Genomic DNA, 20,295 nt, shown 5'->3' with positions numbered 1-20,295 from the left:
TTTAGAACAACTCCTTGATTTTTGAATGGATTTCATGTGGTAGGAATGGATTTCCATCATACTTTAAATGCTTTACTACTTTCTCAGCATGTCCTACATTCATCTTCAGAATGTTTGCTAACTGTCCAGTTGCATTGTTTTCAACAACTACAACCTTTTTAGCTGCTTTGACTAGTGGAAGCATTTCGTCAGTAGGGAACGGATGAATCAAACGTACATGCGCATGATTCACTTTCACTCCATCCTTCTCAAGGCGTGTCATAGCTTCTTCAATCGCTCCTCTAGTTGAGTTAAAACCAACAACTAGTACATCCGCATCCTCATGTGGAGCTTGAACGTGAATTGGCGTATTAAATTTGATGTTCTCAACTTTACGGAAACGCTTATCCATTTGTGTATTACGGTTTAATGCTGATTCTGACGGTTTACCTGTTTCATCATGTTCTACACCTGTTACGTGGTGAATTCCACCCTTTACCCCAGGAATAACACGAGGAGAAATACCATCTTCAGTCACTTCGTAACGCTTAAAATAATCTTTAGAATCTGATTCTGGAAGTTCAGTAACAAGTTTTCCGCGTCGAATTTCTACCTTACTAAAGTCTAAAGGCTCAACTGTTTGCTTTCCTAAAGAAAGTTGAAGGTCAGATAAGACGATAACAGGCACTTGGTATTCTTCAGCAAGGTTAAATGCCTCAGCTGTATCGTAGAACGCTTCTTGTACAGTACTTGGGGCCATTACGATCTTTGGAATTTCTCCATGCGTACCATAGATCATGGCCATTAAATCGGATTGTTCTTGCTTTGTTGGTAGACCCGTAGATGGACCTCCACGCTGTGTATCAACAATTACAATTGGTGTTTCAGTAATACCAGAAAGACCAATCGCTTCCATCTTCAATGATAATCCCGGACCAGCTGAAGCAGTAATCGCACGAACACCTGCATAGTTTGCACCTATTGCCATAGTACACGCCGCAATTTCATCTTCTGTTTGGATAACTGTTCCACCAAGTGCAGGTAATTTTTTAATTAAATACTCCATGATTTCAGAAGCAGGAGTAATTGGATATGCTGCCATAAAGCGACATCCGCCTGCTAATGCACCTAGTGCAATCGCATCGTTACCAATCATGAACAAACGTTGTTGCCCATCCGCTTTTGCTAATTGCATCATAGCGGCGTCTTGAATTTGTTCCTTCATTGCTGTATAACCAGCTTGAATCGCTTCCATGTTCTTATCAACCACGGACTGTCCTTTACGTCCAAAAATCTCTTGAACTACAGATTCAAAAACGTTAATATCTAAATCTAGTACTGCACAAGTAGCCCCAACAGCCACCATGTTTTTCATTAATGATGTGCCTAATTCAGTTGCAATATCTGTAAATGGAACCGCATACAAAGTTGCATTTGTATCCGTTGGTTTCACAGGATTAAACTTTGCATCTGCTATCATCACACCATTGTCATGAAGTTCTTTGTAATTTAAGTCAAGCGTTTCCTGATCAAATGCCACTAAGATGTCTAAGTCGTCTGAAATAGAGCGAACCTGTGACGTACTTACACGGATTTTGTTATTAGTGTGTCCACCTTTAATACGAGATGAAAAGTGGCGGTACCCATATAAATAGTAACCTAATCGATTCAAAGCAATAGAGAAAATTTCCCCAGTACTTTCAATCCCTTCCCCTTGCTGCCCGCCAACTTTCCAAGAAAGTTGATTGATCATGTCTTACACCCCTTTGGATACGTTAAGAAATATGTAAAAACGTTTACTTTACCAATAGTGTAGCACTTTTCCGATTGTAACACGAAGATTTTGACTCTGGTTTTCATAGAGTAAAAATGTGAGAAATGGAAGGGTACTAAACGCTTTCAATTCTAGACCTATGTGAAAAAAAAAGCAACCCTTTACGCCCAAATAATGGCGAAAATATGAATATTTTTTTATTTTTGCGAAAATAATAGTTTTATCTGTCTTTTTTTAACCCGCTCAGTCTAAATAGAAATGAAAACGCTTTATTCCCACTTCTTTATTTCGGAAATCTTTTCGCCATATTTCCGAACAAAAACTTCTCAACCTGTATACTGGAATAATATTTTCCTAGTTCATTTACAAGATTGCTATAATTTTCTACATGTTCAAGCCCTGTTACACAATGTTCAGTTCCATCAAAATCAGAACCAAATCCAATAAAATCCTCTCCTCCTAGAGAGCAAATATAGTCAAGATGACGCAGTACATCAGTAATCGATGCTGTCGTTTTCCCAGACAGAAACTGAGTAACAAAGGTTAATCCGATGACTGTTTCTCTTTCTATTAATGCCGAAATCTGTTCATCCCGTAAATTTCTCGGATGCGGACATAGTGAAAACGCATTAGAGTGGGAAGCGAAAGGATAATCTGCTAACTCCAGCACATCCCAAAACCCTCTTTCAGAAAGATGTGATACATCACACCATACCCTCTCTTTGTTAAGGGTTGATACAACTCTTTTTCCGAATCTAGATAGACCCGCGCCCCGTTCTTCAAGCGCCCCATCAGCGACAGCATTAGCAAAATTCCATGTCAAACCAACTGAAGTAACTCCGAGACGAAGCAGTGTTTTTAGCTTTAATATATCCGAACCGATACTATCACACCCCTCCAGTGTAAGAATCGCTCCGTATTCTCCATCTTTAAGATTATCTAAATCACTCTGACTTGTAATCAGCTTAATTTCTTTATATGGTTTAAGAATTTTTTCATAGAATAGGTCTATCATATGCAAAGCTGCATGGAAGGAAAGATCAGGGTGAATATTCTCAGGTACGTAGATGGCAAAGCATTGTACTTTTACACCGCTTTTCTTCATGCCTGCGAGCGTAACCTGAAGCTCCTTTGGATCTAGAAAGCTTGTAAGCTTTGGATTCATAAACATTTTGTATAGTACATCACAATGCGCATCAAAAATTTTCATGGTTCCAATCCCTTCCTTAGTCGTTTATTTTAGCATAGACTCATAATGACAAAAAAAGAACCTGTTTGCAATAAGAATGCAAACAGGAAAAAGATACTCCCTCATCTTGGCTCAATGATTAATTTGATTGCCGTGCGCTCTTCCCCATCAATTAATATGTCTGTAAATGCTGGGATACAAATCAAATCGACTCCGCTAGGTGCTACAAATCCTCGTGCAATGGCTACTGCCTTTACCGCTTGATTTAATGCACCCGCACCTATGGCCTGAATTTCCGCAGCGCCTCTTTCGCGCAGAACTCCTGCGAGCGCACCAGCTACAGAATTGGGATTAGATTTTGCTGAAACTTTTAATATTTCCATTCCTAGCTCCTCCTTGTTTAATCCCCCCTGATGTTCTTGTTATTGAACAACTCAGGTATATATGATTCCATTGCTACTATATTCGCAAAAGCTTTAACATATTCCGGCTTGGACAAAAAAGTAAGATTAAAAGAATATTGTATATGCATTTACTTGTGGTAATAGATATACAAAAAAACACCTGCGTCTATTTTGCAGGTGCTTTAGCTATATGTTTATTTTTCTAAGCGTTTAAGAGAAAAATGGATGATCGTCATTGATCAGAATTCGATCGATTTTTTTTGCTTTACCCGACTTTTTATCCAGTTCAATATGTACGGCACCAAGCTGTGTTTTATCTGTTTCTGGAACTTCAAACCGTGCTGGTAAGTTGGATAAGAATCGCCTAATTACGATTTCTCTGTCCATTCCTAATATCCCATCATAAGGACCAGTCATTCCAACATCCGAAATATAGGCGGTTCCTTGCGGCAACACTCGATTATCAGCCGTTTGTACATGTGTATGTGTACCAACTACTGCTGACACTCTTCCATCTAAATACCAACCCATAGCGAGCTTCTCACTAGTTGCCTCAGCATGGAAATCAACAAAGATAATTGGTGTTCGTTTACTAGCTTCTTCGATCAGTTCATCCGCTTTTCGAAACGGACAATTATTGGGTTGCATAAAGGTACGCCCTTGCAGACTGATGATTGCTATTTCATCTTGATTCATTTTCAAATACACAATTCCCCTACCAGGGTTATCTTCAGGAAAGTTTGCTGGTCTAACCATATATTTCGCATCATCGATGAATTCGAAAATATCACGGTTATCCCATGTATGGTTTCCTAACGTAACGGCTTGCGCACCAACCTCTAAAAAACCTCTATAGATTTTTTCCGTTATCCCTTTTCCACCTGCAGCATTTTCACCATTAATTATGGTAATGTGCGGACGATATTTTTCCTTTAATCTCGGGACGTATTCCTTCACCATATCTCTTCCTGGTGAACCAACGACATCCCCAACAAATAATATGTTCATCAATTAAACCCTTCTTTTTCGTAATTTCTTTCCATTGTATCATATGTATTGGGACAAAATAAAAGCGGTGCAAAAGCACCGCTTTATTTTGCGTATTCAACTGCTCTCGTTTCCCTAATTACCGTTACCTTAATATGGCCTGGATAATCAAGTTCCTCTTCGATTTTTTTACGAATATCGCGAGCTAAACGATGAGCCTCTAAGTCGTCAATTTGCTCTGGCTTCACTAGGATACGAACTTCACGTCCAGCCTGAATAGCAAAAGACTTTTCCACTCCATCATACGATTCTGATATTTCCTCAAGCTTTTCTAAGCGTCGGATATAGTTTTCAAGCGTCTCACGTCTTGCACCAGGTCTTGCTGCGGATAGCGCATCTGCCGCTGCAACAAGAACAGCAATAACGGATGTAGGCTCGGAATCGCCATGGTGAGAAGCAATCGAGTTAATTACAACCGGATGCTCCTTATATTTAGTAGCAAGTTCGACACCGATTTCTACGTGACTTCCTTCTACTTCATGGTCAATTGCCTTACCAATATCGTGTAGTAATCCTGCACGACGAGCAAGTGTTTCATCCTCTCCAAGTTCCGCAGCTAGCAATCCAGCTAATTGGGAAACTTCAGTAGAGTGTTTCAACACATTTTGACCATAACTAGTACGGAATTTCAATCGGCCGAGAATCTTAATTAAATCTGGGTGCAATCCATGTACTCCAACCTCAAAAGTTGTTTGCTCACCAATTTCACGAATATGTTCATCCACTTCACGGCGTGCCTTATCAACCATTTCTTCGATTCGAGCAGGATGGATACGACCATCTTGAACTAACTTTTCAAGCGCTAAGCGGGCTGTTTCTCTTCGAATCGGATCAAACCCAGATAAAATAACTGCTTCTGGAGTGTCATCAATAATGAGATCAATTCCAGTAAGAGTTTCAAGTGTACGGATGTTTCGTCCTTCACGACCAATGATTCGACCTTTCATCTCATCATTTGGAAGAGTGACTACCGAAACGGTCGTTTCTGCTACGTGATCAGCCGCACAACGTTGAATAGCTAATGACAAAATTTCCTTTGCTTTTTTGTCCGCTTCCTCTTTTGCTCTATTTTCACTCTCTTTTATCATTAAAGCGATGTCATGGGATAACTCCTGTTCCATACGCTCTAAAATGATGGATTTCGCCTCATCACGAGTTAAGCCCGAGATGCGTTCAAGCTCTGCCTGTTGCATTTTTACGATCTCGTCCACTTTGCTTTCCATCTCTTCAATATGCTGTTGTTTTTTGTTAAGAGAATCGTCCCTCTTCTCTAAAAGTGCTTCACGTTTGTCTAACGATTCGTCTTTTCGATCAAGATTTTCCTCTTTTTGAAGTAAGCGATTTTCCTGCTTTTGCAGCTCGCTTCTTCGATCACGAACTTCACGTTCTGCTTCTGTACGAAGCTTATGAATCTCATCCTTTGCCTCAAGCAGCGACTCCTTTTTTAAAGCTTCTGCTTCACGTTTTGCATCTTCTAGAATTTGCTCTGCAGCACCTCTAGCTCCAGCAATTTTTGCTTCAGAAAAAGATTTACGAACAAAATAGCCAACAACTGCACCGACGGGTAAAGCAAGCAAAATGGAGATGATCATTGTAAAAAGATCCATCATTTCACCTCCTCTTGCTATTAACTTGTGTTACGTTTTCTAAAATGTCGGCATGTACATTGTTTTGTCAATATACAGCACAAAGGCTTTTACACGTCTTCATTCATCATTAAAAAACATAAAATATACATATTAATTGTAAATGTGTGAATTTTTATTGTCAAGGGTTTGTCCGGCTTGGTTGTAATATTTCGTTTATATTGGTAGATAATGGTGAACTTTGTCAAATCCACTGTTGGTTAAGCTTTCATATATCGAGTTTACTTTTCAATTTTCGTACCATCTTTGCGGACTTATGCTATAAAAAACAGCAGACCAAATAGTCTGCTGTAAAGTCTGTATTAATCAACTAGGTTAAATTCTTCTTGATCTTCTTCAGAATCTTCCGGAAGAGTCTTCACACCGTCTAAACCATAGTGTTCACGGATCTTATTTTGGATTTCAACTAATAACTCTTTATTTTCCTTCAAGAACAGCTTCGCATTCTCACGCCCTTGACCAAGACGCTCATCATTATAAGAATACCAAGATCCACTCTTTTGTACGATATCAAGTTCCGATCCCATATCAAGAGCTTCTCCCTCTTTCGAAATTCCTTCTCCATACATAATATCTACTTCTGCCGTACGGAATGGAGGAGCTACTTTATTCTTTACGACTTTAATTTTCGTTTTGTTACCAACCATATCATTGCCTTGCTTTAACGTTTCTGCACGGCGAACCTCTAAACGAACAGATGAATAGAATTTAAGCGCACGTCCACCAGGAGTTGTCTCAGGGTTACCAAACATAACTCCGACCTTTTCACGAATCTGGTTAATAAAGATAGCAATTGTTTTAGACTTATTGATCGCACCAGAAAGCTTACGAAGAGCTTGTGACATTAGACGAGCTTGTAGACCAACGTGAGAGTCTCCCATTTCTCCTTCAATCTCTGCCTTTGGAACAAGGGCAGCTACTGAGTCGATGACTAAAATATCAACTGCTCCACTTCGTACCAATGCTTCAGCAATTTCAAGGGCTTGTTCACCAGTGTCAGGCTGTGACAATAGTAATTCATCAATATTCACACCAAGCTTCTGTGCATAATCAGGGTCGAGCGCATGCTCAGCATCAATAAATGCTGCTTGTCCACCTGCAGCTTGTACCTCAGCGATTGCATGAAGGGCAACCGTTGTTTTACCCGAGCTTTCAGGACCATAGATTTCTATGATACGACCCTTTGGATATCCACCTATTCCCAATGCTGTATCAAGTGCTAGTGAGCCACTTTTAGAAGTGGAAATTTGTCGATCTGTTTGCTCTCCTAACTTCATGATAGAGCCTTTACCAAATTGCTTTTCTATTTGTTTTAATGCCATTTCAAGGGCTGCTTGACGATCATTTGCCACTACTATTTCCTCCTTATTTAAAACGAATATATCTATCTATTATTCGTTGCATGTTCATTTCACTATCTTTACTATACTCGTTTTAATTCTGTTTGTCGAGCAAAAAATCGAACATTCATTCGTTTTTTTTTACTACCAAATATAGTTGTATAATTCTATTTTCTCCCTAGCAAAATTGTTTTTTCGCCTATGTTCAAAACTGAAAAATCTCATTTTAAATCAAATTCTTAATTTGGTAAAGAGAAAAAAACAGAGCAAAATGATTTGCTCTGTTAATCTTTCAAGCTATTGATTAGTGAGAAACAGCCATACTTCACACTTCTCACTCGATTTCCTTCTCTTGTTCCTGCAAAAGCAAATTTTTCAACTATTACTGGAGATCCTTTTTTCGAAATTCCAATATACACCGTTCCTACCGGTTTTTCCTCAACAACACCTGGGCCTGCCACACCAGTAAAGCTTATTCCAATATCAGCATTAAGTAAGGAAGCCACATTTTCAGCTAACTCCCTTGCACATTCTTCACTAACTGCTCCATACTTTTCGAGCGTTTCCTGTTTAACACCAAGGACCTTTTCCTTAACCTCATTCGTATAACAGACGACTCCGCCTTTTACTACCGCACTAGAACCTGGAATAGCTGTCAGCTCCTGCTGAAACATCCCTCCGGTTAAGCTCTCTGCACAGGCAATCGTTAAATCGTTCTTTTGAAGCAGTGTAAATAACTCATTCATTAACGAGGTTTCATCATATCCGTAAAAGAATTCACCAACACGTGTTCGGATCCTCTCTTCCATTTCATTGATGAGCTCATTTGCAACGTCGGTTTGTTGGTGCTTAGCCGTGAGACGCAGTGTGACTTCTCCATCGCTAGCAAGTGGCGCAATCGTAGGATTCGTTTGTGCATCAATCAAATCCTCTATTTTAGTTTCTAATGCAGCCTCTCCTATCCCAAAGAAACGCAACACTCGTGATACGATCGTCTCAGAAGCGTCTGGCTCCTTTTGTAATAGTGGCAGCGCATAATTTAGAAACATTGGTTCCATTTCTTTAGGTGGGCCTGGTAAAAGCATATAACGGTGAGTTTCAGTAGTTAAAAGCATACCAGGGGCCATCCCGTTATCATTTGGCAAAACAGTAGAGTCAGATAGGACCAATGCTTGCTTCTTATTATTCTCTGTCATAACACGGTTTGTACGTTCAAAGTATTGAGAGATAGAATCAAGAGCAGCTTGATCAAACTCCAACTCCTTACCAAGGTGTTTGGCAATTGTTTCTTTTGTCAAATCATCCTTTGTCGGTCCCAAACCACCAGTAAAAATAACTAAGTTTGATCGGCCTTCTGCAACAGCAATCGCTTGCTGTAAACGGGTCGGATTATCACCAACTACCGTATGATAAAACACGTTGGTTCCAATGCTAGCTAGTTGTTTGGAAATGAAACGAGCGTTTGTATTTACAATTTGGCCAAGCAGTAGCTCTGAGCCAACTGCAATGATTTCAGCATTCATGAAAACAATCACCTAGCCTCTGTTTATTTAGAATTAATAAATACCTGCTTATTTTTCGCAAAGTAATCCCAACCAGACCAAATCGTGAAGAACGTTGCAACCCATAAAGCAATGTCAGCAAATGGAAGGGAAACAAGCTCAAAAATCGTGTTATGTAATAACAACGCTGAAATGGCAACGATTTGTGTCCAAGTCTTAATTTTACCAAGCATATTTGCGGCAACTACCTCTCCTCCTCCAGCTAGGATAGCTCGAAGACCCGTTACAGCAAACTCTCGGCAAATAATGATGATAACTAACCACGAAGCAGCAAGTCCAAATTCAACTAGAACAATTAATGCTGCTGACACGAGCAACTTATCTGCTAATGGATCAAGAAACTTCCCAAGATTGGTTACAAGATTATATTTTCTGGCATAATAGCCATCAACCCAATCGGTAGCAGATGCAAAAATAAAGATTAAAGCGGCAATAAAGTGAGCAACCGGAAGCTCCGCGCCAATGAACTGCATATCCCCCCAATGAAAAGGATCATATACAATTACTAAAAATAGTGGAATTAATAAAATTCGTGAGACTGTAATTTTATTAGGTAAATTCATTTTAAAGACCTCCATTTTAACCTATAAAGCCAATTCCTTATTATTACTTTCTTCTTTCAATAAAACAAGCATACAACAAAATAGAAAAGAAAGCGAAAAAATAGTCACCATACGATGACTATTCGTTCACTGTTGGTACATAACGAATTGTGATATCTTGTCTAACTTGATCATCCGGAGATGTAGCATACTCTAGCTTTTGATCATTCACATATATTTCAGTGGCTGTAGAATTCCCAATTACCAGAACAGCTTCTTGCTCTTTTGAATAATCAATTACTTTATTATCCTCAGCACCTGTTTTTAAGATCCCTTGCCAAAAAGAATGTCCTTTTCCATTTAGCATATTCACCCAGGTTTCACCGGTAGACACAAGCTTTACTTCAAATTTTTCAGCATTCTTTAATTCATATACTGTTTCTTTCCCTTTTGATTCAGTAACTGTAACTTCTTGTGTAGGAGAGGTTTCCTCTTCCGTCGTTTCTTCCTCAGTTACTCCATTGGCACCAGATGTTTGATTTTCATCATTTTCAGAGGCTTCCGATTCATTTTCCTCTTCTGCTTCCTTCTCAGATAAATTATCTTCGTACTGTATTTGCTCACTATCAGTTGTTGCTGGCTCTTCTGCCGACTCACCATTTTCTTTAATATTAACTACTAAAAAGTAGGCTAGAGCCACCGCACCGATAACGAAAACACCAATCAGCAACCTTGGTAGAACCGCAAATATCTTCGAATTTCCAGGTGCAACATCCTTCCTAGTTTGCACCCTTGAAAGCTTTTCTGGAAAATCTTCACCATGGGTAGATGGGATATCAGACTTATATTCAGCAAATATCTCTTCTGGATCGAGCTGGACTGCCTCTGCATATTGCTTAATAAAAGCACGAACATAAAATGGACCAGGGATAATACTATAGTTCCCCTCTTCTAATGCTTGCAAATACCGTTTTTGAATTTTAGTTGTTGTCTGTAAATCATCCAAGCTCAAGCCGAGTGAAAGCCGAGCTTCTCTTAGTTTGTTACTTAGTTCTGTCAACTTCTAACACCTTCCAATGCTATTAAAGGCGTTTTCGTAAGTGATTTTTATGTATAAACGAAAACGGCACTTTTTAAAAATCAAATCCCCCAAAATCAGAATCTGAAAACATCGTATTTCTTACAATATCATACTTAATTTCCTCTTCTGGATCGTTTCTAAGTTCGATAATATAATCAAAGTCATCGAGTGTGTACTCTGTATTTTGGACAAATACATCCGGATGCTCAACAACTTTTACAGCTGGTAGTCGCATAATTTCTCGAACTAATTGCCAATGTCGTTCGTTTGCTCTTCTTGTAGAAACGATGCCATCAATAATGAATAGATTGTTCTCGTTATATTCGTCCTCAATGAGTTGATTACGAATGGTTTGCTTTAAAAGTGTAGAGGAAACAAACAGCCATCTTTTGTTCGCACAGACGCTTGAAGCAACAATAGATTCTGTCTTTCCAACACGCGGCATTCCACGTATTCCGATGAGTTTATGACCTTCCTGCTTAAATAACTCTGCCATAAAATCTACTAAAAGACCGAGTTCATCTCGTACAAATCGAAAGGTCTTTTTGTCATCAGCATCTCTCTGTATGTATCTACCGTGCCTCACAGCTAATCGGTCTCTTAGCTTTGGCTCTCTAAGCTTGATTATCTTAATCGTATCCATTGTTTTTAAAATAGATTCAAGTCGCTCAATTTGTTCATAATCCTGTGCTAGAATGAGCAATCCGCGTCTTCCTTCATCCACCCCATTAATGGTTACAATATTTATGGAGAGCATCCCTAATAATGAGGAAATATCCCCTAGCAATCCAGGACGATTTTTCTGAATTTCATACTCCAAATACCATTCTGTTTTGTTCATCTTTTCCATAGAATACCTCCGAGGGAAGCGCCATATTTGACCATTTATGGTGTAAATTAATCATCTTCTATCATATATGATTTTCTATTAAGATGAAAGGAAAAACAAGAACAAGTCGTAATTTGGAGAAATATTTGTATGATATGAAAAAAAAGAGAGGATGTTTGCCTCTCTTTTTGATTTACCTATTTAAGCAACCTTTTAGCGTGATCCGTCATTTTGAACCAGTTTCACCATCATATTAGCAATGGCATGCTGTTCTTCAGGTGTAGCAACAGACCAAAGGTCAGATAAAATGCGCTCTTGTTCGTTTTTTGGATCTATTTGTTTGGCTAAATAGTCTCCGATTTGGTAAGCAAGATCACCAATTACTTGTTTGTTCATCCCTTCATTTTGAGCTTGATGCAGGCGATCACCTAAAAAGTCTTTCCATTGCTCCCAATTATCAAGTACAGACATTGTATAACCTCCTTTTTTTTACTACGAACTTATTTTGCTTTGAAAAGGAGGGAATTATTCATTTAGATAACGTGAACGTTTCGTGAATTATGTATACCATCCACCATTAACTGCAAGTGTATGACCTGTGATATACCTAGAACCAGAAGAGAGAAGAAAGGATACTGAGTCAGCCACATCCTCACCCGAACCTAGTCTTCCAATTGGAATTTCATCCTTAAGCATCTGCAAGTCGTCAGCAGTGAAATTTTCTAACATCGGCGTTTGAATGGCACCAGGTGCGACCGCGTTAACTGTAATTCCACTTAATGCAACTTCTTTACTTAAAGCTTTTACAAACGCGATTTGTGCGCCTTTTGCAGCAGAATATGCTACTTCACAGGCAGCACCCGTCTGCCCCCAGATGGAGGAAATCACGACAATTTGTCCATTGCGATCAGCCATCAACTTCGGAAGCAAACGCTTGGTCAATAAAATCGGAGCCATAACTTGAAGTTTCATCATTTGCTCAAGGTCGTCATCCTTCAAGTCCACCAACAACCCATAATGACTTTGACCACAATTATGAATGATGGCATTTAAAGCAAAGATATTTTCGCAAAGCTTTTCAATCCCATTTTTTTTAGTCAAATCCGCTTGTATCGGAATGTAATCATTTTCAAAAACAGACAGTTCACGTAGTAAACGTTCCATTCCTTCTATATTCTTATGATAATGTAGATATAAAGAAAACCCATCCTTTGCAAGCCTCTTGGCTATGCATGAGCCGATCCCCCCGCTTGCTCCAGTAATTAACGCATATTTTTTCACTAGCTTCTCCTCACTTCAACAAAAAGGCGCCGATTAACGACGCCTCACTTTAATTAGCTTTTTGGCACTACTTGGCAAATGGCCATTCGATTTTCGGAAATTAAGTTATCAGCTACTTGGTGTATATCCTCAATTTTAATTGCTTCTAATACAGGTACAACGTCAAACAAATTCATATCGTTAAATGCATATCGTGTAAATTGATTGGCAATGTACTCTGGTGAATTAACAGCTCGAAGAAACGAACCAATTTTTTTCTTCTTTGTACGCTCTAAGCTCTCTACCGTGATTTTACTTGAACTTTTTTCTTCTTCTAACATTCTTTGTATTTCAGTTGCTAGTTGATCTGGATTATTTGTGTCCCCGCCGATCATGGCAAATCCAAACCCTTCCTCTTGCGTATAATCAAAAGAGAAGGATTCATCAATAAGTCCACTGCTGTACAGCTTATCATAATTTTCACTACTTCTTCCAAACAATAATTCCAACAAAACATTTGTTGTTAGTTCCTGTTTAAGCATTTCCTCGCCTTGTTTTTCCGTGTTAGTAGCTTTTATACTAACTAAGCACTTAGAAGAATGCACATTCATAGGCAGGACTAATTTCTTTTCGGATACATCTTCCTTTTCACTATCAAATTTACGTTCAATTTCTACTTGTGAAGGGAACGTCTTCTTCGCTTGATTATCTTTAATCTGCTGCATGATTTCCTCAACCTGAACAGGACCAACGATAAACAACAGCATATTGCTTGGGTGATAGAAGGTATGATAGCACTCATACAACATATCCTTTGTGATTTCAGCTATTGATTCTTTTGTCCCAGCGATGTCAATCTTCACTGGGTGGTTTTCAAATAGGTTTTGAATCGCTCCAAAATATAAGCGCCAGTCTGGGTTATCATCATACATATCAATTTCTTGACCAATAATACCTTTTTCTTTTTCAACCGTTTTTTCAGAGAAATAAGGATACTGGACAAAATCGATTAATGTTTCTAGATTTTTCTCCACGTCTGACGTACTAGAAAAAAGATAGGCTGTTCTTGTAAAAGATGTAAATGCATTCGCAGAAGCTCCTTGACGACTAAATTGCTGGAACACGTCGCCATCTTCTTTTTCAAAAAGCTTGTGCTCTAAAAAATGGGCAATCCCATCTGGAACCTTTACAAGCTCTTTTTTCCCTGCAGGTACAAAATGGTTATCAATGGAACCATATTTGGTTGTAAAAGTCGCATAGGTTTTGTTAAACCCTTTTTTCGGAAGAATGTATACCTCTAAACCATTTTCTAGCTTCTCGTGGTAAAGTTCCTCTTGAAGCTGGTCAAATGAGATCTTTTCCATTACTTCGTCGCCCCCGTTCCCGTTAAGAAATAAATCGTATCGAGTTGGATTTTATTTGCAACCTTTACGACCTCTTCCTTCGTCACCGTCTCGATTCTCTGTAACCATTCGTCTAGCTTAATTTGTTGTCCTGCCACTACATTATGATAAAGTATTTCAACAATACCACGTGCTGTATCTAGCGTTTCAAGTAGTTGATTTTTAATCACTGCCTTTGTTTGAATCAAATCGTCATCTGAAAAATCACCATTTTTCATGGCTTGCATTTGTTCTTTAATAATTGTGACTGCTTTTTCAAAGTTGCTATTATCAATTCCGGACATTACCATCAGTAACCCTTTATGACTTTCTACCCTACTAGCAGCATAGTAAGCAAGACTCGCTTTTTCACGAACATTAATAAATAACTTGGAATGCGAAAACCCGCCGTACACACCATTAAATACTTGAAGGGCAAAGTAATCTGGATCTCCATATGTTACATTGGTTCGATACCCGATATTTAATTTCCCTTGCTTAACATCTTGTTCTTCCTTAATGACATTTCCCTCTACCTGCGCGGGTTGTTTTTTCGCGACAGCTTGGGGAGTTCTTGATGAAAAGGTGAATTTTTCATTCACCATTTGTTCTACTTCTTGTTCTTCTATATCACCGATAATATATAAACTAAGCTCATCTTCAGCTAATGCTTTTTTGTAATAATCATAAAGATCTTTACCGCTAATAGAATCCACTTCAGATTCTTTTCCGTGAACATGCAGAGAGTAGGGTTCCTCCTTACACATTTCTTCAATTAACCTATTGTTGGAATACTTCATTTTATCATCATAGATGGATTGAATTCTTTGCTTTAAGCTGCGTTTTTCCTTCTCCAAAGTTTCCTTATGAAATTCACCGTCTACTACATTTGGATTGGTTAAAACTTCTACAAGAAAATCAATTGCCGTTTTTAAAAGTGGAGTTGGATCAGAAAGGAAGCGCTCATTCGCTACTTCCATCGCAAAACTAATTGTATGATATTCACCTTTTTTTCCTAAATCAATATAAAAAGTCGCTCCATACAATTCATCTAAATACCCTCGAAGCTGTCCAGTAGTAGGAAATTTCTTCGAATTACTTTGAAGTACATTAGGTAGTAATGCACGTTTCGTTACGTTCTCTTTTTGTAAAGGTGCCTTCATCTTAAAAATAATGGTATTTGTCTTGAACTTATCTGTTTTCACCATATGTAATTTGATACCGCTCATTTCTTTAATCGTTTCGGAAACCACTGCCATATTTCCATCCTCCTTTACATCATGTGCTCGTAAATAGCTTTCCCATCTTGTGATACGCAATGTATTTAGATATACTATACCCTTTTGGACAAAGTGTTATCAACTTTTGGTATTGAAGGAAAACATATGTAAAAAAACCTCCAGTAATTGGAGGTTTAAATAAGTGAAGAAATTTGGCGAGGCGGATAGGCGTTTCTATAGACAAATCCCGTATCAAATATTGCTTGGTTCTTCCCTTTTCTCTTGGCATCATACAAGAGGCAATCTGCCACTGCTAGTAAATCTTCATCGTTATTGTGATGCTCAGAATATGCAACACCAAAGCTCATAGTTACGTTGCTCATACAGCTATTAAATGTTAAGGTATTCATTTTGCCATAGATATCTTTAAAAAACGCATTCATATCATGATCACTAAGATTTGGTAGAATAATAGCGAATTCCTCTCCGCCATAGCGGAAGGCCTCTCCACCAGCTTGATTTGAACACTCTTTGAAAAGTTTTCCGATTTCTGCTAAAACTTCATCTCCAGCTATATGGCCGTATCGGTCATTGATTCTTTTAAAATGATCAATATCTGACATCAATAATATAAATGGTTCCTTTTCTTTTATCTGATTTTTCATTTCTTCCTGAAAACTACGATGATTATATAAACCCGTTAAGTAATCGGTAATCATTAACTCGTAATATATTTCCTTTTGTTTCAAATGTTTTCTTTCACGTAAAACTAACATTGATCCAAATAAACCAACAATCCAAATAAATGCGATATTAAGTGCAAAAATGGTCAAAATAAGCGGCGTTATATTTTGTTCAGTTAACAAAATAATCGTATATCCTATGGTTGAACTAGCTGATGAAATAAACGCTCCTTTTGTGTACCAATAGATGGTCGCGTGCATGATGATTAAATAAAATATAGGAAATAATGGACTCGTTACTCCACCAGATAAGGCTAGGAGCCAAATCACAGCTACGTAGTCAAAGATAATACCTGCTTTTGTTATTAAATGAAAATATGGGTTCTGAGGTTTAAGTTTCAAAAATACTATTTGAGTACAAATCATATAGATGATCCCAACTGTCAGTAAGATCGGGAATGTACGATGGTCGAGCTCAAGCAATTCTGAAAAGAATGGCGAATAAAATAATATTACAGCTACAACTAAAAAAATCCAACGTAAGTAAGAAAAAATCTTTTCCGTCTCATAATCGTCTAAGTATAATGACAACCTCATAATCAAACCTCTTCTATCGAATGGATTACCCCTATTTTACCATATTCTTGTAGACTGAACATTAAAATTATACAAATGTTCGAAAATTTAACAAAAGTTAGTAGAATAGCAAAGACAAAAAAAATCTCCGTAAGAACGGAGATTTATCTATTTCCTTTAATATATGGTGTTCCGAGTGCTTTTGGTCCTTCTGCTCTTCCGATGAATCCTGTTAACGCTAGGATCGTTAAGATGTATGGTGCAATTAACAAGTATACATTCGGGATATTTTCTAATAATGGCAAGCTAGAGCCAATGATACTTAAGCTTTGTGCGAATCCGAAGAATAACGCTGCTCCCATCGCTCCAAGTGGATGCCATTTTCCAAAAATTAATGCCGCAAGTGCCATGAACCCTTGTCCGGATATCGTCGCGTGACTGAAATCAGATGAAATGGACTGAGCATATACTCCTCCACCAATCCCTCCAAGTGCTCCAGAGATGATAACACCAATATATCTCATTCTTGTCACGTTAATCCCCATCGTATCTGCTGCCATTGGATGCTCACCTACTGCGCGAAGGCGAAGACCGAACGGTGTTTTAAACATTACAAACCATGCGATAAACGCAACGATAATCGCCACAAATGAGGTGTAATACGTATTGGAAAAAAATATTTTTCCTAAAACAGGGATATCGCTTAAGACAGGAATATCTATTTTACTAAAGCCCTTTTGGATGATGTCTGTTTGACCTTTTCCGTAAAAAAGCTTAACAAGGAAAAGTGCTACACCAACTGCCAAAAGGTTAATGGCCACCCCAGAAACGGTCTGGTCAGCTCGGAATGTGATCGATGCAACAGCATGTAAAACGGATAATAGTGCGCCTACAACCATCGCCACTAATAACGAAATCCAAGGAGTTAAGTTTCCGAGTGTCTGGTCAAAGGCAAGATTAAATACGATAGCTGTAAATGCACCGATTACCATTAAACCTTCTAGTCCAATGTTAACGATACCTGAACGCTCTGAAAAGTTACCGCCTAAAGCAGTGAAAATAAGTGGAGCTGCCCAAAGTAAAGTAGAAGGTACTACGATATATAAAATATCCATGAATCCCACTTACTTCACCCCCTTTTTACTAATACGATCAATAAACAGACGAATCATATAACTTGCTGCAACAAAGAACACGATTAATGCAATAATAATATCAACAAGTTCATTTGGAACTCCTGCCTCAAGTGGCATATTTAAAGCCCCAACTTTTAATGCTCCGAAAAGTAATGCTGCTAAAATAACGCCGATAGGTCCATTTCCACCAAGTAGTGCAACTGCAATTCCATCGAATCCAACTCCCGTGAAACCACCTTTAATGGATGCATAACCAAATGTTCCTAAACCTTCCATAGCTCCGGCTAGTCCAGCAAAAGCACCTGAGATAACCATAGAAAGAATAATATTTTTATCAACATTCATACCAGCGTAGTGAGAAGCATGCTGGTTGAAACCAACTGAACGTAATTCATATCCACGAGTTGTCTTTTCAAGTAGGAACCACATAATAAATACACCTATTAATGCAATTACAATTCCCCAATGCAAACGTGAAAAGTCGGTTAACCCTTCTAAGAAAGAAGAACGTAATGTTGCTGTTTCCTTAATCATTTCCGTACGATCGCTTTTTTCAGATAGAACCGTACGGATAATATAGTTTGTCACATGAAGTGCTGTATAATTTAACATGATCGTAACGATTACTTCGTGTACACGGAATTTTGCTTTTAGTAGGCCCGGAATAAATGCCCATAACGCACCTGCAACTCCTGCTGCAATAACTGCAACGAGTGTATGAATAACGGCAGGAAGTTCAAACGCAACCCCCACCCAAACAGCTGCCAACCAACCTACGATTAACTGGCCCTCAACTCCAATATTGAATAGACCTGTTCGGAAGGCAAATGCGACGGATAACCCAGCTAAAATAAGCGGTGTAACCTGGCGGATTACTTCCCCAGTGTAATAAATCTCACCAAATGCACCATTCCAAAGGGCCGTAAAGGCAGCTACTGCATCGTAGCCTGTCACAATCATAATAATGGTTCCTACTAACATCCCTAATATGACAGCCATGATAGGAACAATAATGTTTTTCACACGATTAGACATTTGTTTGTTCACCTACTTCCTTCTGTTTGGAACCAGCCATTAATAATCCAAGTTCTTGTTCTGATGTTTCCTTTGGATTTACAATGGCAACAATTTCCCCTTCGTAAATAACCGCGATTCGGTCACTAACATTAAGAATTTCATCAAGTTCAAAGGATAGTAATAATACAGCTTTTCCATTATCTCGCTGTTCAATTAGTCTCTTATGAATAAACTCAATTGCCCCAACGTCAAGTCCACGTGTTGGCTGAGCCGCGATGAGCAAGTCCGGATTTCGATCCACTTCACGCCCGATGATCGCCTTTTGTTGGTTCCCCCCAGATAAAGCTCTTGCAAGCGTAAATTCACTTGGTGTACGAACATCAAACTCTTGAATAAGTGATTTTGCTTTTTGATAGATTTTGTTAAAGTTTAAAACACCAGCTTTTGAAAATGGTGATTTATAGTATGTTTGCAACACCATATTTTCACCAATTGGAAAATCTAAAACAAGTCCGTGCTTATGACGGTCCTGAGGTATATGCCCAGTGCCAGCCTCCGTTATTTTACGAGGTGAAAGATTTCGGATCTCTTTCCCGTTCAGCTGAATTGATCCACTTTCTGATTTTCGCAATCCAGAAATCGCTTCGATTAACTCCGTTTGACCATTTCCATCAACACCGGCAATACCAAGGATTTCTCCTGCCTTAACATCAAGATTTAGGTTATTTACTGCTATTAGTCCTCTAGAGTCTTTCACAACTAAACCATTTATCTCAAGAACTTTTTGCGCAGGCTTTGCATCTGCCTTCTCTGTTTTAAAGGTAACTTCACGTCCAACCATCAAGCTTGCAAGTTCATTTGGATTCGTTTCACTAACATTTACTGTACCAATCCCAACACCCTTACGGATAACGGTACAACGGTCACATACTTCCATGATTTCTTTAAGCTTATGAGTAATTAGAATGATTGACTTGCCCTCTTTAATAAGCGTTTTCATAATTTGTATAAGTTCTTTGATTTCTTGTGGAGTCAAAACAGCAGTTGGCTCATCAAATATCAAAATTTCGGCGCCTCTATAGAGCGTTTTCAAGATTTCTACTCTTTGTTGCATTCCAACAGAAATATCAGAGATTTTTGCTTGGGGATCAACGGCTAGTCCATAGCGCTCGGAGATATCTCTTACTTCCTGCTCAGCCTTTTTCAAATCAATTTTTAAACCTGATTTCGTTTCCTTACCAAGGATAATGTTTTCTGTTACCGTAAACTTGTCTACTAACATAAAATGCTGATGAACCATTCCAATTCCTAAATCATTAGCAATATTCGGGTTCGTAATTTTCACCTCTTTGCCTCGAACACGTATCTCCCCTTGTTCTGGCTGATATAAACCAAACAGCACATTCATTAATGTTGATTTTCCTGCACCATTCTCACCAAGCAATGCATGAATTTCCCCTTGTTTTAGTTGCAAGGTAATATTATCGTTTGCGACGATTCCAGGGAATTCTTTACGGATACCTAGCATTTCAATAACATATTCCATTTCTCTTCTCACTCCTTGCTCATAGTTTAAGCAAATTATTCGTAAAAGTAAGAGGTCAGACCTTTAGCAATTTTTAAAAAAC

18 protein-coding genes are annotated in these 20,295 nt (G+C 38.5%); all 18 read right to left on the bottom strand.

What is annotated here, in order from left to right:
* Nucleotide 1 precedes the first annotated feature (1 nt).
* The 18 genes from ACVBAX_RS06070 to ACVBAX_RS05985 all read right to left on the bottom strand — a co-directional run bounded on the left by ACVBAX_RS06070 (nt 2) and on the right by ACVBAX_RS05985 (nt 20,213).
* Nucleotides 2-1,732, bottom strand: coding sequence for a 2-oxoacid:acceptor oxidoreductase subunit alpha (locus tag ACVBAX_RS06070; RefSeq protein WP_447116247.1), 1,731 nt, complete (start codon nt 1,730-1,732; stop codon nt 2-4).
* A 304-nt stretch (nt 1,733-2,036) separates the two neighbouring features.
* Complete coding sequence (locus ACVBAX_RS06065; RefSeq protein ID WP_447116246.1) at nt 2,037-2,963, bottom strand: dipeptidase; 927 nt, start codon at nt 2,961-2,963, stop codon at nt 2,037-2,039.
* Nucleotides 2,964-3,064: 101 nt separating this feature from the next.
* Nucleotides 3,065-3,325: a stage V sporulation protein SpoVS gene (gene spoVS / locus ACVBAX_RS06060; protein ID WP_029281188.1), complete on the bottom strand. Its 261-nt coding sequence runs from the start codon at nt 3,323-3,325 to the stop codon at nt 3,065-3,067.
* Nucleotides 3,326-3,556: 231 nt separating this feature from the next.
* A complete protein-coding gene (locus tag ACVBAX_RS06055) occupies nt 3,557-4,354 on the bottom strand; it encodes a TIGR00282 family metallophosphoesterase (RefSeq protein WP_447116491.1) in 798 nt (265 codons plus the stop codon).
* Between the two features lie 83 nt (nt 4,355-4,437).
* Nucleotides 4,438-6,000: a ribonuclease Y gene (gene rny, locus ACVBAX_RS06050; RefSeq protein ID WP_119707609.1), complete on the bottom strand. Its 1,563-nt coding sequence runs from the start codon at nt 5,998-6,000 to the stop codon at nt 4,438-4,440.
* A 341-nt stretch (nt 6,001-6,341) separates the two neighbouring features.
* The gene (recA, locus tag ACVBAX_RS06045; RefSeq protein ID WP_430773969.1) at nt 6,342-7,391 is read right to left on the bottom strand and encodes a recombinase RecA; all 1,050 of its coding nucleotides are present in this window, start codon (nt 7,389-7,391) and stop codon (nt 6,342-6,344) included.
* A gap of 272 nt (nt 7,392-7,663) precedes the next feature.
* Nucleotides 7,664-8,902: a competence/damage-inducible protein A gene (locus ACVBAX_RS06040; protein WP_447116245.1), complete on the bottom strand. Its 1,239-nt coding sequence runs from the start codon at nt 8,900-8,902 to the stop codon at nt 7,664-7,666.
* Nucleotides 8,903-8,925: 23 nt separating this feature from the next.
* Nucleotides 8,926-9,504 (bottom strand): CDP-diacylglycerol--glycerol-3-phosphate 3-phosphatidyltransferase, encoded by a 579-nt coding sequence (gene pgsA, locus ACVBAX_RS06035; protein ID WP_160545539.1) that lies wholly within the window; start codon nt 9,502-9,504, stop codon nt 8,926-8,928.
* A 118-nt stretch (nt 9,505-9,622) separates the two neighbouring features.
* Nucleotides 9,623-10,543: a RodZ domain-containing protein gene (locus tag ACVBAX_RS06030; protein WP_447116244.1), complete on the bottom strand. Its 921-nt coding sequence runs from the start codon at nt 10,541-10,543 to the stop codon at nt 9,623-9,625.
* A gap of 73 nt (nt 10,544-10,616) precedes the next feature.
* Entirely contained in the window at nt 10,617-11,405 is a 789-nt protein-coding gene (locus ACVBAX_RS06025; RefSeq protein ID WP_119710531.1) for a DUF3388 domain-containing protein, read from the bottom strand.
* A 201-nt stretch (nt 11,406-11,606) separates the two neighbouring features.
* Nucleotides 11,607-11,864 carry a DUF3243 domain-containing protein gene (locus ACVBAX_RS06020; RefSeq protein ID WP_430773966.1) on the bottom strand — a complete coding sequence of 86 codons (258 nt, stop codon included), beginning with the start codon at nt 11,862-11,864 and terminating at the stop codon, nt 11,607-11,609.
* An 87-nt stretch (nt 11,865-11,951) separates the two neighbouring features.
* Nucleotides 11,952-12,674: an elongation factor P 5-aminopentanone reductase gene (gene ymfI, locus ACVBAX_RS06015; protein WP_447116243.1), complete on the bottom strand. Its 723-nt coding sequence runs from the start codon at nt 12,672-12,674 to the stop codon at nt 11,952-11,954.
* 53 nt (nt 12,675-12,727) lie between these two features.
* Nucleotides 12,728-14,017, bottom strand: a complete 1,290-nt coding sequence (gene yfmH, locus ACVBAX_RS06010) for an EF-P 5-aminopentanol modification-associated protein YfmH (protein ID WP_447116242.1) — start codon at nt 14,015-14,017, stop codon at nt 12,728-12,730.
* A complete protein-coding gene (gene yfmF / locus ACVBAX_RS06005; protein ID WP_447116241.1) occupies nt 14,017-15,294 on the bottom strand; it encodes an EF-P 5-aminopentanol modification-associated protein YfmF in 1,278 nt (425 codons plus the stop codon). The genes yfmH and yfmF overlap by 1 nt, the downstream gene beginning before the upstream one ends.
* 155 nt (nt 15,295-15,449) lie before the next feature.
* Nucleotides 15,450-16,535, bottom strand: coding sequence for a GGDEF domain-containing protein (locus tag ACVBAX_RS06000; RefSeq protein ID WP_447116240.1), 1,086 nt, complete (start codon nt 16,533-16,535; stop codon nt 15,450-15,452).
* Nucleotides 16,536-16,678: 143 nt separating this feature from the next.
* Nucleotides 16,679-17,638 (bottom strand): ABC transporter permease, encoded by a 960-nt coding sequence (locus ACVBAX_RS05995; protein WP_447116239.1) that lies wholly within the window; start codon nt 17,636-17,638, stop codon nt 16,679-16,681.
* The gene (locus ACVBAX_RS05990; protein ID WP_430774057.1) at nt 17,639-18,685 is read right to left on the bottom strand and encodes an ABC transporter permease; all 1,047 of its coding nucleotides are present in this window, start codon (nt 18,683-18,685) and stop codon (nt 17,639-17,641) included.
* Entirely contained in the window at nt 18,678-20,213 is a 1,536-nt protein-coding gene (locus ACVBAX_RS05985) for an ABC transporter ATP-binding protein (protein WP_447116238.1), read from the bottom strand. Before ACVBAX_RS05985 ends, ACVBAX_RS05990 begins: the two co-directional genes overlap by 8 nt.
* Nucleotides 20,214-20,295: the final 82 nt, after the last annotated feature.

Source organism: Robertmurraya sp. GLU-23 (genome assembly GCF_052983275.1).
The sequence above is the reverse complement of the archived record's forward strand: the minus strand, read 5'-3'. Positions and strand labels throughout refer to the sequence as shown.

Coding starts and splice junctions, on each gene's coding strand:
- ACVBAX_RS06070 (WP_447116247.1), bottom strand. CDS start 1,732: ATGATCAATCAACTTTCTTGGAAAGTTGGCGGGCAGCAAGGGGAAGGG.
- ACVBAX_RS06065 (WP_447116246.1), bottom strand. CDS start 2,963: ATGAAAATTTTTGATGCGCATTGTGATGTACTATACAAAATGTTTATG.
- spoVS (WP_029281188.1), bottom strand. CDS start 3,325: ATGGAAATATTAAAAGTTTCAGCAAAATCTAATCCCAATTCTGTAGCT.
- ACVBAX_RS06055 (WP_447116491.1), bottom strand. CDS start 4,354: ATGAACATATTATTTGTTGGGGATGTCGTTGGTTCACCAGGAAGAGAT.
- rny (WP_119707609.1), bottom strand. CDS start 6,000: ATGGATCTTTTTACAATGATCATCTCCATTTTGCTTGCTTTACCCGTC.
- ACVBAX_RS06040 (WP_447116245.1), bottom strand. CDS start 8,902: ATGAATGCTGAAATCATTGCAGTTGGCTCAGAGCTACTGCTTGGCCAA.
- pgsA (WP_160545539.1), bottom strand. CDS start 9,504: ATGAATTTACCTAATAAAATTACAGTCTCACGAATTTTATTAATTCCA.
- ACVBAX_RS06025 (WP_119710531.1), bottom strand. CDS start 11,405: ATGAACAAAACAGAATGGTATTTGGAGTATGAAATTCAGAAAAATCGT.
- ACVBAX_RS06020 (WP_430773966.1), bottom strand. CDS start 11,864: ATGTCTGTACTTGATAATTGGGAGCAATGGAAAGACTTTTTAGGTGAT.
- yfmH (WP_447116242.1), bottom strand. CDS start 14,017: ATGGAAAAGATCTCATTTGACCAGCTTCAAGAGGAACTTTACCACGAG.
- yfmF (WP_447116241.1), bottom strand. CDS start 15,294: ATGGCAGTGGTTTCCGAAACGATTAAAGAAATGAGCGGTATCAAATTA.
- ACVBAX_RS06000 (WP_447116240.1), bottom strand. CDS start 16,535: ATGAGGTTGTCATTATACTTAGACGATTATGAGACGGAAAAGATTTTT.
- ACVBAX_RS05990 (WP_430774057.1), bottom strand. CDS start 18,685: ATGTCTAATCGTGTGAAAAACATTATTGTTCCTATCATGGCTGTCATA.
- ACVBAX_RS05985 (WP_447116238.1), bottom strand. CDS start 20,213: ATGGAATATGTTATTGAAATGCTAGGTATCCGTAAAGAATTCCCTGGA.